The 12,050-nt window shown below is 62.0% G+C and carries 10 protein-coding genes; 8 read left to right on the forward strand and 2 right to left on the reverse strand.

The features are described from left to right. Nucleotides 1–3: 3 nt before the first annotated feature. The gene (locus Q4S41_RS10845; protein WP_305031130.1) at nt 4–588 is read right to left on the reverse strand and encodes a hypothetical protein; all 585 of its coding nucleotides are present in this window, start codon (nt 586–588) and stop codon (nt 4–6) included. Nucleotides 589–665: 77 nt separating this feature from the next. Continuing rightward, nucleotides 666–1,148, reverse strand: coding sequence for a hypothetical protein (locus Q4S41_RS10850; RefSeq protein WP_305031131.1), 483 nt, complete (start codon nt 1,146–1,148; stop codon nt 666–668). On the opposite strand from Q4S41_RS10850, the gene Q4S41_RS10855 reads away from it, so the two are divergent. The 8 genes from Q4S41_RS10855 (at nt 1,147) to Q4S41_RS10890 (ending at nt 12,026) form a co-directional block, all read left to right on the forward strand. Continuing rightward, nucleotides 1,147–1,758 (forward strand): hypothetical protein, encoded by a 612-nt coding sequence (locus Q4S41_RS10855; RefSeq protein ID WP_305031132.1) that lies wholly within the window; start codon nt 1,147–1,149, stop codon nt 1,756–1,758. The two genes, Q4S41_RS10850 and Q4S41_RS10855, sit on opposite strands and share 2 nt — an antisense overlap. A gap of 112 nt (nt 1,759–1,870) precedes the next feature. Continuing rightward, on the forward strand, nt 1,871–3,025 hold the full coding sequence (locus Q4S41_RS10860) for an epoxide hydrolase family protein (RefSeq protein ID WP_305031133.1): 1,155 nt from the start codon (nt 1,871–1,873) through the stop codon (nt 3,023–3,025). Between the two features lie 27 nt (nt 3,026–3,052). After that, complete coding sequence (locus Q4S41_RS10865; RefSeq protein WP_305031134.1) at nt 3,053–3,412, forward strand: Imm51 family immunity protein; 360 nt, start codon at nt 3,053–3,055, stop codon at nt 3,410–3,412. An 81-nt stretch (nt 3,413–3,493) separates the two neighbouring features. After that, the gene (locus Q4S41_RS10870) at nt 3,494–6,577 is read left to right on the forward strand and encodes an SWIM zinc finger family protein (RefSeq protein ID WP_305031135.1); all 3,084 of its coding nucleotides are present in this window, start codon (nt 3,494–3,496) and stop codon (nt 6,575–6,577) included. A gap of 148 nt (nt 6,578–6,725) precedes the next feature. Next, entirely contained in the window at nt 6,726–7,811 is a 1,086-nt protein-coding gene (locus Q4S41_RS10875) for an ATP-binding protein (RefSeq protein ID WP_305031136.1), read from the forward strand. Nucleotides 7,812–7,860: 49 nt separating this feature from the next. Beyond that, entirely contained in the window at nt 7,861–8,181 is a 321-nt protein-coding gene (locus Q4S41_RS10880) for a hypothetical protein (protein ID WP_305031137.1), read from the forward strand. 3 nt (nt 8,182–8,184) lie between these two features. Next, a complete protein-coding gene (locus tag Q4S41_RS10885; protein WP_305031138.1) occupies nt 8,185–9,249 on the forward strand; it encodes a Shedu anti-phage system protein SduA domain-containing protein in 1,065 nt (354 codons plus the stop codon). 449 nt (nt 9,250–9,698) lie between these two features. After that, nucleotides 9,699–12,026 carry a DUF5682 family protein gene (locus Q4S41_RS10890; protein ID WP_305031139.1) on the forward strand — a complete coding sequence of 776 codons (2,328 nt, stop codon included), beginning with the start codon at nt 9,699–9,701 and terminating at the stop codon, nt 12,024–12,026. The last annotated feature ends 24 nt before the right edge of the window (nt 12,027–12,050 follow it).

Below are 12,050 nucleotides of genomic sequence, written 5' to 3' on the forward strand. Positions count from 1 at the left end.
GCCTTACTCCCCCAACCGCTCAAACACTTCGCCGTCGGCCAGCTCGTAGCGAATCAGGCCGGCCTGCTTGTCCCAGTGAAAGGCGCGCAGGCGGCCGGTGCCGTAATTTTTGGCGTTCTGGCCGTCGCGAAAAACGTAGGCGGCCGGGTACGTTTTGCCAGTACTCAGGGTGCAGGGTTCCGGCACGAGCACGTCGGTGGGGCCTATTTTCTGGCCGGCTGGCAAAGGGTACTCCAAGCCGGAGATGCTGAACTGAAGCCGGGCGGGCACGTCGGGCCTGATTTTGTCGGCGCTGATGCTGAAATGGGGCAGCTTTGGGTCGTATTGCGTGGCCGACTGCAGGCCATACTGCACGTGGATGGGCTGGAAGGAACCCGCCTCCAGCTTATTGCAGTCGGTATTGTTGAACCACTCCCGCTGCTCAATCAGGGTCATGGTGTTGGTGTTGCCGCGGTTGCTGCGGAAAGTGATGGTGGTTCCCGCCGGGTGCGCCGGAAACCAGGCCCGCTCCTCGGGCGTGAGGTGGACTTGCTCACAGGTGCCGCAGCCGGTCATCAGCACCGAAAGAAATGGCAATAGCTTTCTCATCCTTTCCGCAGAGGCAGGGGATGCCCTCCCTGGCCCTGTGGAAAGGCATACGCAGCCCGCCGCCGCGGGGGTTGGCGCTATTTGGCGGCTGCCAGGCCTTTGGGCGCTTTCAGGTCGGCTTCCTCGTACATGTTGAGGTAGAGCTTCAGGGGCTCTTTGCGGCCCCGCCACGTCACGGAGTATACATCGAGCTGGCCTTCGTTGTCGATGCCGCCGGCCGGCACCTTGAAGGCGCAGCAGCTGCCCTCCAGCTGGTACTCAAGGGCTTGGCCGTTGGGGCCCAGCAGGGCGTTGAGGTAGCGCTGCTCGTTGCGCACGCCGGCTTCGCGGCCGCCACCTACCCGCACGGGGTTGGTTTCCGTAAAGCCGTACGACTCGTCGTCGCTGGTTTCCTGAATCAGGAAAGGCAACACGCCGCTCGCGCCCTTCTCGTGCAGCCCTTCGGAAACGGCGCCGCCGTAGGTGGGCGGCGTTTTGAGGCGGGTGGTTTCGCAGCTCCACACGGCCAGCGCGCCGCACAACAAAGCGGCCGTTTTCTTCATTACCTCTCTTTTCTTCATGCGAATTCTTCTCTTTCCCTGGTCTGCAAAAGTGCAACGCAACTTCCGAACCGCCTTGTTTCAGCTGCTTGTGACGGCTACGGCCGGGCTCGCCCGGCCGGCGGCGGCCCAGGCGCCCGCCCAGGCGCCCGCCGTCACCCCCGACTCGCCCCTGCCCCGCCTGCTGGCCGAGCGCAAAGCCCTTACCGACCGCTACCGCGACGCCAGCGCCCAGCGGCACAGCCTGTTTGGCAACAAGCCCTCGAAAAAAGACCTGCAGGAAGTGGTGGATGCCCTGCAAGGCATCGTGGACAAAGACCAGCAAATCGTGAACGTGCTCAACGAAACGGCCCAGAAAGCCACCACCACCTCCGTGCGCTTGGCCGCCACCACCACCCAACTGGAAAGCACCAGCCGCGACGACCGCAACCTCACCGCCCAGCGCCTCTTGGAGCTCGAAAACGAGGCCAGCAACCTGCGCCAGCGCGAAAAGCAGCAGCTCGCCCACCAGCGCGACCTCGAAGATGAAGTGACCGAAGCCAAGCAAGGCCATTTTGTGCGCGACGCGCTGATTGCCGGCCTTGCGGTGCTGTGCGTGGGCCTGGTGGTGGCGCTGCGGCGGCGCAAGTAGCCCGGGGCATCCCGCGGCCGGATGCCTCCGTAAAAAGCCGGCCGAATCTTATTGTGAACTGCTGGCTGGGCTGGGCCCATTCTCGCGGCCAGCCTACTGTCTGTTTTCGCCCATGCAGCCTTTCCGGATTGATGTCGCTCAGTCGGTGTTGGATGATTTGCAAACCCGCCTGGCGCGCACCCGCTGGCCCGATGAAATTGAAGGTGCCGGCTGGGACTACGGCACCAACCGCGACTATATACAGGAACTAACCGGCTACTGGCAGCGCGGTTACGACTGGCGAACCCAGGAGGCGCTGCTCAACAAGTTCGCACACTTTCGGGCCGAGGTGGACGGCACGAGCCTGCACTTCATTCAGGAGCCGGGCCGGGGGCCCAGCCCCATGCCGCTGCTGCTCACCCACGGCTGGCCCGATTCGTTTTACCGCATGCATAAGCTCATCCCGCTGCTCACCGACCCGGCCAGCCACGGGGGGCGGGCCGAGGATGCCTTCACGGTGGTGGTGCCTTCCATTCCGGGGTTTGGGTTTTCGGACAAGCCCACCCGGCCCGGCTGCAACCCGGTACGCATTGCCGAGCTGTTTGCCCAGCTGATGACCGAAACACTGGGCCACGCCCGCTACGGCGCACACGGCGGCGACTGGGGCAGCAGCATCACCGAGCAGCTGGCCCGCCGCAACCCCGAGGCGCTGCTGGGCATTCACCTCACCGACATTCCGTTCATGCACCTGTTCACGGTGAAGGAGCCGGACCTGACCCCGCCCGAAGAGGCCTACCTAAAAGCCGGCAAAGCCTGGCAGATGAGTGAAGGCGCCTACGCGCTGATTCAGAGCACCAAGCCCCAGACGCTGGCCTATGGCCTGAACGACTCGCCGGTGGGCCTGCTGGGCTGGATTGTGGAGAAGTTCCAGCGCTGGAGCGACTCTGGCGGCCAGCCGGAGCGGGCTTTTTCCCGCGACGAGCTGCTCACCAATGTGATGATTTACTGGGTCACCGAAACCATCAATTCGGCCAACCGGCTCTACTACGAAACCCAGCACCACCCCGCCCCCAATGCCGCCGATTATTGCGCCGTGCCCACCGGCGTGGCCCTGTTTCCGAAGGACCTGATGCCCGCGCCCCGCGCCTTTGCCGAGCGGTTTTTCAATGTGCAGCGCTGGTCCGAAATGCCCCACGGCGGCCACTTTGCCGCCCTGGAGGCACCCGAGCTGCTGGCCGAGGAGCTACGCGCCTTTTTCCGGCCGCTGCGGGCCGCCGCCGGGGCCTAGCGGCCGGAACAGCCGTACTTTCGGCCGATGTCCGACACCTTCCCGTTCCAGCTTGCCCCTGCCCCGCCCCCCATCTCGCCCGAATACGAGGTGCTGGTTTTTGCCGATGTGGGCGGGCTCGAAGACTACTACCGCCTGTTTCAGCACTTTGGCTTTGGCGGCACGGCGGCCTCCTGGGCCGAGCATCTGGAGACGATTGTGGAGGAGTACCGGCCCGGGCTGCTGGAGGAGCTGGAATTTACGGAAAGCCGCGGCGCGCTGGTGGTTTACGCCAGCAATGCGGCCATTGCCGAGCTGTTTTTGGCCTGCGTGCGACCCTATTTTGGCTCGTTGGAGCTGTTGCGCAAGTACCTGGGACAGGCCGACCCGGGTGACTTTTTTGCCTGACGCAGCGGGGTGGCCGACTTCCCGGGCAGAGCCAAGGCGGACAGCGGGCCTTTGCTACTTTTGGCACCTACCCCGCCCCGCATGATTACCTATTCCGAAGCGCAGGCACTCGCCCTCATCACCGACCCCGGCACCCTCAAACGGGGCCAGGAACTGCTGAAACCCGCCAAATGGGCCAGCCTGGGCCGCACCGACACCGCCGCGTGGGGCGAGTGCGCCGGCAGCGGCGCCAAGCCCTACCTTACCGGCATCGACCTGGCGGAGCCGGCCTTCAAGTGCAACTGCCCCAGCCGCGTTTTTCCCTGCAAGCACGGCGCGGGCCTGCTGCTGCTCCTGGCCCGCCAGCCAGAGCTTTTTAGCGGCAACACGCCACCCGCCTGGCTGGGAGAATGGCTGGAAAAGCGCCAGCAAACGCAGGAGAAAAAGGCCGAAAATCCCGTTGCTAAAGCATCTAAAGCAGCTGTTGCTGCGGAGATGCTGGCCGACGAAGCAAGCCCGGGCTCCCCCTTTTTTGGAGAAGGAACCGCGGCCGGTGAGGCCGTCGAAACGCCGCTTCAAATTCAGGCAACCCCAGCTGTCGACCCCAAGCGCCTGGCCCGCATGGCCGCCGGGGCCGAAGAGCTCACGGCCTGGCTCGAAGACCTGATGCGCGCCGGTCTGGCTTCGCTTGATAAGCAGCCGACGTCTTTTTGGGAAAGCCAGGCCGCCCGCCTGGTCGACAACCAGCTGCCGGGCCTGGCCGCCACGGTGCGCGAGCTGGCCACCCTGCGCCACGCCCACGCCGACTGGCCCGCGCGCCTGCTGGGCCGCCTCGGCGAACTGTATCTGCTAACCCGCACCTTCCAAAACCTCCCCAATCTCGCCCCCGATGCCCGCGCCGACGTGCTCCAGCAAGTCGGCATTAACCTAAAAAAAGAAGACCTGCTGGTCACCGCCGCGCCCGTGGCCGACGCCTGGCGCGTGCTGGGCCAGTACCGCTGGGAGGAAGACCGCCTAACCGCCCGCCGCACCTGGCTACACGGCCGCGACACCGGCCGCACGGCCCTGGTGCTGGAGTTTTCGTTCGGGGGCCAGCCGTTCAGCACGCCGTTTATGCCGCACGGCGCCTATTTGGGCGAGCTGGCTTTTTACCCCGGCCTGCTGCCGCTGCGGGCCGCCCCGGTGAGCATGAAATTTGATGGCACGGTGCCAGCCCATGTGGTGCCCGCGGGCAGGTCCATTAGCGAGTTGCTGGCCGACTACGCCCAGGCGCTGGCCCGCCAGCCCTGGCTGCGTGAGTGGCCCGCTACGCTCACGCAAGTCCTGACCACGCCGGCGGCCGACGGCCGCTGGCTGTTGCATCACGCCGCTGAAGCCGGCACGTTGCCGTTGCGGTTTGCTGATGAGAATATTCCCTGGCAACTGCTGGCCGAAAACGGCGGGCAGCCAATGACGCTGTTCGGCGAGTGGGACGGGCAGGCGTTTCGGCCGCTGAGCAGCTGGGTTGAAACGGCGGGAGCTTCCGCCACCGCGGGCGCGCAACGTGCCCCCGCATTTGTGGCGCATCTTCCCCCCCTATCAACAGGCTCCATACTACCAACAGACTCCATTTCTTCAGCGGAAATTGGACCGCCGAGCGAGGTGACCTGGCCCCGGCTGCTGCGCCTGGCCTTGCTCGGCACGCGCCAAAGCAGCGAGGCAATGCCTGCTTTTCCCACGAAGGCAGCGTCGGCGGAGCTGCAGCTCCTGCTGGCGGCGGGCACGCTGGCGCTCATGCGCAAAGCGGGCTATCGGCCACCGGCTGCCACCACCGTACCCGCTCCGCCGGCCCCACCCGAAACCTGGGAGCCCCTGGGGCCCATGGGTGCGGCCCTGCTCGACCAGTTTTTAGCCGGCCACCAGCGCTACTATTACCGTCATTTCGCCAGGCTGCAAGAAGCCCGCCGGCGGGTGCCACACCGACAGCTCGTGGCCTTGTTGAATTTTGCGAAAACCAAGGGGTACGAGAGGTTCCTGGCCGAATATGCCGCCGTGCTGGGCACGCACGGCCAATGGCTGCTTGCCCAAAATCCTGAATGGCAGAAGATAGCGGAGGCCGCAGCCGAAACGACCGATGCCGTATGGGAACATGGCACGCCCCTGGCGCGGCGGCTTTTCCTGGAACAGCTCTTTGAAACGGACCCGGCCCGCGCCATCGGGCTGCTGGCCGAGGCCTTGCCCCAGGAGCCCGCGGCCACGCAAATCAAGCTATTGGCCAGCATCCACGGCAATTTTGGCCAGCGCTATCCGCTGCATCCAGCGCTTGGGCCGGTACTGGAACCTTTGTTGAAATCCCGGACCCGGGACGTGCGCCAACTCGGGGCTAAACTGCTGGTTCAAACGACGGATAATGCGCTGCTGCCCCGTCTACAGGCCCGGGCGGAGGCGCTGCTTGACGTGAAAGCCAGCCCAACGGGGCCGGGCCGCCTCGCCGTGACACTGCCGGATAAGTGGGGCGCCGACTGGCAGCGCGATGGCATCGAGCAGCACACGGCCGACTACCCGGGTGGCGAACGAGCCGGTTGGCTTGGCCAGGTGCTGGCCTTAATTCCGCCCCGGCACTGGGTGGAGCAATGGCAGGTATCGCCCAGTCAGGCGGTGGCAATGGCAGCGGCTTCGGACTGGCCTACAGTTCTGCTTCCGGCCTGGCTGCGCGCCGCTTATCTGCACGAAGACGCGGCTTTCGCGCGCGCCCTGCTCGACCACGAAGCCCATTCGCCCGTCCACGCGGCCGACCTGATAGTGGCCGCCGGCCGCATCATGCCCGAAGCAGAAAAGCAGGCCTGGCTGCTTTCTCTGCTACCCGACGACGGCACCCTCCCCAAACCACCAAACTGGGTCGACTGGCTATTTATTCCGGATTTGTACGACTACCCGCTGCCGTTGCTGCGGCGCGTGCTGCCCCTGTTACGCACGTTGCTGTCGCAGCCCTGGCAGCACCTGCACATGGCGCAGGAGCAAACTGCGCTGCAACTATTAGACATCCTGAGCGAAGACGTCGATGAGATGCTCCTGCCCCTTTTCGAAGTGGAATTGTCACCGATTATGGAGGCCCAGCCGCGCCATGCGCAAAGAATAGCGGCGGTATTTGCGGCACTGCACAACCGCCAGCAACTCACCGCCAGCCTGACCGAACCGGCCAATTAATTTCCTTGAAACCTCCTGGCTAACCGACTGTGGCGCCAGGTGTCCGCAGGAAACTGTTAGTTCAGCTGCGCAGAACGGTAAAGTTGCTTTGCATACGCTCAGCATGACGTTCTTTAAACCTCAACTCCTGCCCCCTACACCCTAACGAATGACACCCACCCTGCTCCGCCCCCACGCCGAAGACCTCTACGCCGAAGAGCTCGCCGCCCTGCGCGCCACCGACGACCGCCCCAAGCCGCCCGGCTGGCACCTTTCGCCCTGGGCCGTGGTGACGTACCTGCTGGGCGGCAAGCTCGATAACGGCTTCGAAATCGAGCCCAAGTACATCGGCCAGCGGCGGCTCATGGAAATTGCCGTCGCCACCTTGGCCACCGACCGCGCCCTGCTGCTGCTCGGCGTGCCCGGCACGGCCAAAAGCTGGGTGTCGGAGCACCTCACCGCCGCCATCAGCGGGCACACCAACCTGCTGGTGCAAGGCACCGCCGGCACCGCCGAAGACAGCCTCCGCTACTCCTGGAACTACGCCCGCCTGCTCGCCGAAGGCCCCTCCCTGGCCGCCCTCGTGCCCAGCCCGCTATACAAAGGCATGGAAACCGGCCAGCTCGTCCGCATCGAAGAGCTCACCCGCATCCCCTCCGACGTGCAGGACACCCTGCTCACCATGCTCTCCGAAAAAGTGCTGCCCATCCCCGAGCTCAGCACCGAAATCCAGGCCCGCCAGGGCTTCAACGTCATCGCCACCGCCAACGACCGCGACCGCGGCGTGAACGAGCTCAGCAGCGCCCTGCGCCGCCGCTTCAACGCCGTGGTGCTGCCCCTGCCCGCCACCCTGGCCGAGGAAGTCCACATCGTGCAAACCCGCGTGGCCAAGCAGGGCCAGGCCCTCCAGCTGCCCGTCGAAGCCCCCGCGCTGGAGCAAATCAGCCGCCTCGTCACCATCTTCCGCGAGTTGCGCCAGGGCGTCACTGACAACGGCAAAACCAAGCTCAAGTCGCCCAGCGGCACCCTGAGCACCGGCGAAGCCATCTCCGTCATGAACTCCGGCCTGGCCCTGGCCGCCTACTTCGGCGACGGCACCCTGCGCGCCCACGACCTGGCCGCCGGCCTCACCGGCGCCGTCATCAAAGACCCCGCCCCCGACCGCGTCGTCTGGCTCGAATACCTCGAAACCGTAGCCAAGGAGCGGGATGGGTGGAAAGATTTATACCGGGCGTGTAGGGAGGTGGTGGAGTAATGGATAGGATACCACTATCTTACATCAAATTTTCAAACCTGAAATCATCATGACAATAGTCGAATTAATCACAATGGCTATTGAAAGCAGAAAGCCAATATGCTTTGAATATGATGGTGTTAAAAAAATTACCGGTCAGAGATTTGGTCATCCGTATGCAGTCTTTTTACAGCCAGGCACTAATAATGCTTGTGTAGATATCTATCAAACACATGGAGTATCGCACAGGGGTGGTCTTCCCGATTGGCGCACTGCTAAAATAGAAAACATTAGCAGTGTGCTTATTCTAGAAGAGAAGGATTGTTTCGAAATAGAAGTTAGATACAACCCCAATTCTCCTAAATACATTAAAGTAATTAAAAAGGTCTAGCTCATGAGTGTACCATACGAAAAGGAACTCCTAGCTACTGATACTTTAAAACTGGTCATCAATACCGGAGGAATTGATAAAGATGACAAGACGAATCAATCTGATTTTTCTTTAAGTATTTTCGCTTTCAATAAAGCAAAAATTGCCCATATTTTTTCTGAGCAATTAGATTTTACACAAGCAAAATCACTTTATGATTATTTGGACAGCTTTTCCATATTAAAGAAAGGCGGCCCAATAGAGTCAGGAAAATTCGTAGAAGTAACAGCTGATTCATCCAGCATCCTAGCAGCAATTAGCACTGTTGATAGCGAATTGGTTAAAAAGCTTCTTGCCAAAGCAGATAATAACAATAAATTGGAAGTAATAGTCGGCGCTCTATCCACTATCGAGCTTCAAAACCTGCATGCTTCAATCCGACAATCAGCACACAAACAGTCTTTGAAGGATTTAAACCAGCTACTTGAATTAGAGAAAAACGGAGACATAGTAAAAACAATCAGTGCCTTAAATCATCTATCAGCGTATATAGCAAAGCAACCTGAGAAAATTTTTCAGAATTGGATTGAGGCTAACATCTGGACTTTGGGTATAGATTATATCCAAAAGCATTCTGCCCGCGACATTAGCATTGACTCAATAAGTGATTTAATGATGGAAAGCACTGATGGATATATTGACCTTATAGAATTAAAAAGACCATGTATGACTTTATTATCCTTTGACGCTAGCCACAAGAGTCATTATCCATCCCCCGATTTATCTAAAACCCTTGGCCAATGTTGGCATTATCTAAAACAACTGGATGACTATAAATTGATTCTCGAAAAAAGACACAAGTACAAATTATTGCGCCCGCGAATAAAAATTATTGCTGGTCGCTCTGACACTTTTAGCGACGAACAACACGATGCATTACGCATGATAAATTCAGGACTAACCAGCGTTCAAGTTATTTCTTATGATTATTTACATGCGTGTGGTGAGAATATCGTATCGTACTATGACCAGCAAGTAACAGAGGCTGTAGAATCCGGCAATGATGAGCCTTTACCGGCGATGTCTTGATGCCTCCCCACCCTGGCGCGAGTTTAGCGTAGCGTAACTCGTGACGGCCCATGACGGGGAGGCTGCGCCTCCTCTGCCGCACCAGCGGCAATCCGGCATCGTGCACTACCGCGACGTTCTATGCGAGGCACAGCCTCGCCCTGTTTCAGTCGCGAGTTTCGCTGCGCTAGACTCGCGCCAGCAGCCGTCAGCACCGATTCCACACCCGCCACTAGGACATCTTCAAGCGTCAGTAGGATATCTTCCAGAGTCAGCACTGTATCCGCAGGCGCCAGTTGGATATCTTTTATAGGAAGTAGGATATCTTCGGCCGCCAGTAGGATATCTTTTAGCGTCAGTAGGATATCTTTCAGATACAGCAGCGTGTCGGCACTATTTAGCGCGGTTTCGGCCGTAGCGCGAGTTGCTTTGGCTACCGGCTTATCTTGCCCATCCTATTCCTCCCCGCCATGCCCACCGACCTCCGCCTGTTCGGCATCCGCCACCACGGCCCCGGCAGCGCCGCCAGCCTCGTGGCCGCCCTCGAAGCCTTCCGCCCCGAAATCGTGCTGCTGGAGTGCCCCGCCGATGCCGAAGCCGCCCTGGCCACCGCCACCCACCCGGAGCTGCGCCCGCCGGTAGCCCTGCTGGTCTACAACCCCAAACAGCAAGGGCAAGCCTCTTTCCTGCCGTTTGCCGAGTTCTCGCCCGAGTGGCAGGCGGTGCAGTGGTGCGCCCGCAACGGGGCGCATGTCCGGTGCATGGATTTGCCGATGAGCCTGCGGTTCGCCTTCGGCAATGAGGCATTAGGAACCGAAGGCAGGCGTCAGCCAATGAAGAACGAGGAATTAATCCTTCCCACTGATTCTCCTGAAGCAGAAGCCCCCGCCGAAGCTGAAGAAGCCTCCGCCCCCAATTCCTCCCTCTTCCTTCCTGATTCCTCATCAAGCGAAGCGCCCAGCCCAGCGTCCGACCCCGTCGCCTACATCGCCCGCCTCGCCGGCTACACCGATTCCGAGCAGTGGTGGGAAACCCACCTCGAACACGCCCCCGGCCACGCCGACACCTTCGCCGTGGTGCTGGACATGATGACGGCCCTGCGCGAGGAGTTACGCCGCCCCGAAACCGAGGAAACGCTGCTCCGCGAGGCCTTTATGCGCGAAACCCTCCGCACCACGCTGGCCCAGGGCTACCCGCGCGTGGCCGTAGTGTGCGGAGCCTGGCACGCCCCGGTTCTACAGCCCGAGCTCTTCAAAAAAGAAGACAAGTCCCGCCTCAAAGGCCTAAAGAAAGTCCCCACCGAAACCACCTGGATTCCGTGGACCTACGAGCGGCTCTCCTTCAGCTCCGGCTACGGCGCGGGCGTGCTCTCCCCCGCCTGGTACGAGCTACTCTTCGCCCAACCCCGCGCCGAAGTCCTCACGCACTGGATGGTGCGCGCCACCCGCCTGCTGCGCGGGCAGGACGTGGATGCGTCCTCGGCCCACGCCATTGAGGGCGTGCGGCTGGCGGCTGCTCTGGCCGCCGTGCGCGGGCTGGCCCTGCCGGGCATCGATGAGTTGCAGGAAGCAGCCGTAGCCATCCTGGGCGGGGGCTACGCCGAGCCGCTGGCCCTCGTGCACAAGGAGCTGGTGATTGGCGTGAAGCTGGGCGAAGTACCCGCCTGCCTGCCCGCTACCCCTTTGCAGCAGGATTTGGCGCAGCAACAAAAAGCCCTGCGCCTCAAGCCCGAAGCCATTGCCAAGCCGCTCGACCTCGACCTGCGCCAGCCCACGCAGCTCGACCGGAGCCACCTGCTGCACCGCCTGCGCCTGCTCGACATCAACTGGGGCGAACCCGAAGAAGTGGCCGGTAAAAGCGGCACCTTCCACGAAATCTGGACGCTGGAATGGGAGCCCGAAATGGCCCTGGCCGTGATTGAGGCCGGCCGCTGGGGCAATACCGTACTCACCGCCGCCGCCGCCCGCGCCACCGCTCGCGCCGCCGAAGCCACCAGCCTCGAAACCGTGAGCAAGCTATTGGAAGAAGCTCTGCGCGCCGACCTCGGCCCGGCCATTCCGGCGCTGGTAGCCCGGCTCGAAACCATCGGGGCCGGCACCCGCGACGTGACCCACCTGCTAGCTGCCCTGCCCCCGCTGGCCCAGGTGCTGCGCTACGGCAACGTGCGCCGCACCGACACCGCGCAGGTGGCCCAGGTGGTGCAGCAGTTGGTGCCGCGCCTGTGCATTGGCCTGCCCGCCGCCTGCGCCGGGCTGGATTACGATGCTGCCAAAGCCCTGCTGGAGCGCATCGAAGCCACCCACCAAGCCATCCGGCTGCTGCAAAACGATACCCACAAAGCCGACTGGTACGCCGCCTTGGCCGCCGTGCAGCGCAACGCGGCCACCAACGGCCTACTGGCCGGTACGGCCGCCCGCCTGCTCTTCGATACCCAGCAAGCCAATGCCACCGCCACAGCCGTCACCCTCGGCCTGGCCCTGGCTCCCTCCCAGCCCACCGACTACGCCACCGCCTGGATTGAGGGCTTCCTGCGCGGCTCGGGCCTGCTGCTCATCCATCACCGCGAATTATTCGACCTGCTCGATACCTGGCTGGGCGAGCTGAACGAAGAAACTTTCCGCGAAATCGTACCGCTGCTACGCCGTGCCTTCACCGACTTCTCGCTGCCCGAGCGGCGGCAGATTCTGGAAATTGCGAGCACGGATGCGGCCGCGGCCGTGACGCAAGAAACGGAGGATTTTGACTGGGAGCGCGGGGCGCGGGTGCTACCGGGGCTGCGAGAGTTGCTGGGTGTTTGATTGTTTCTAAAGCATAAATCCAGA

The organism is Hymenobacter convexus (assembly GCF_030580955.1).
Taxonomy (GTDB): Bacteria; Bacteroidota; Bacteroidia; order Cytophagales; family Hymenobacteraceae; genus Hymenobacter.

What these genes read in the sequence shown, in the direction of transcription:
- Q4S41_RS10855 (WP_305031132.1), top strand. Translation starts at nt 1,147, where the DNA reads ATGCGAATTCTTCTCTTTCCCTGGTCTGCAAAAGTGCAACGCAACTTC.
- Q4S41_RS10860 (WP_305031133.1), top strand. Translation starts at nt 1,871, where the DNA reads ATGCAGCCTTTCCGGATTGATGTCGCTCAGTCGGTGTTGGATGATTTG.
- Q4S41_RS10880 (WP_305031137.1), top strand. Translation starts at nt 7,861, where the DNA reads ATGACAATAGTCGAATTAATCACAATGGCTATTGAAAGCAGAAAGCCA.
- Q4S41_RS10845 (WP_305031130.1), bottom strand. Translation starts at nt 588, where the DNA reads ATGAGAAAGCTATTGCCATTTCTTTCGGTGCTGATGACCGGCTGCGGC.
- Q4S41_RS10885 (WP_305031138.1), top strand. Translation starts at nt 8,185, where the DNA reads ATGAGTGTACCATACGAAAAGGAACTCCTAGCTACTGATACTTTAAAA.
- Q4S41_RS10875 (WP_305031136.1), top strand. Translation starts at nt 6,726, where the DNA reads ATGACACCCACCCTGCTCCGCCCCCACGCCGAAGACCTCTACGCCGAA.
- Q4S41_RS10850 (WP_305031131.1), bottom strand. Translation starts at nt 1,148, where the DNA reads ATGAAGAAAAGAGAGGTAATGAAGAAAACGGCCGCTTTGTTGTGCGGC.
- Q4S41_RS10890 (WP_305031139.1), top strand. Translation starts at nt 9,699, where the DNA reads ATGCCCACCGACCTCCGCCTGTTCGGCATCCGCCACCACGGCCCCGGC.
- Q4S41_RS10865 (WP_305031134.1), top strand. Translation starts at nt 3,053, where the DNA reads ATGTCCGACACCTTCCCGTTCCAGCTTGCCCCTGCCCCGCCCCCCATC.
- Q4S41_RS10870 (WP_305031135.1), top strand. Translation starts at nt 3,494, where the DNA reads ATGATTACCTATTCCGAAGCGCAGGCACTCGCCCTCATCACCGACCCC.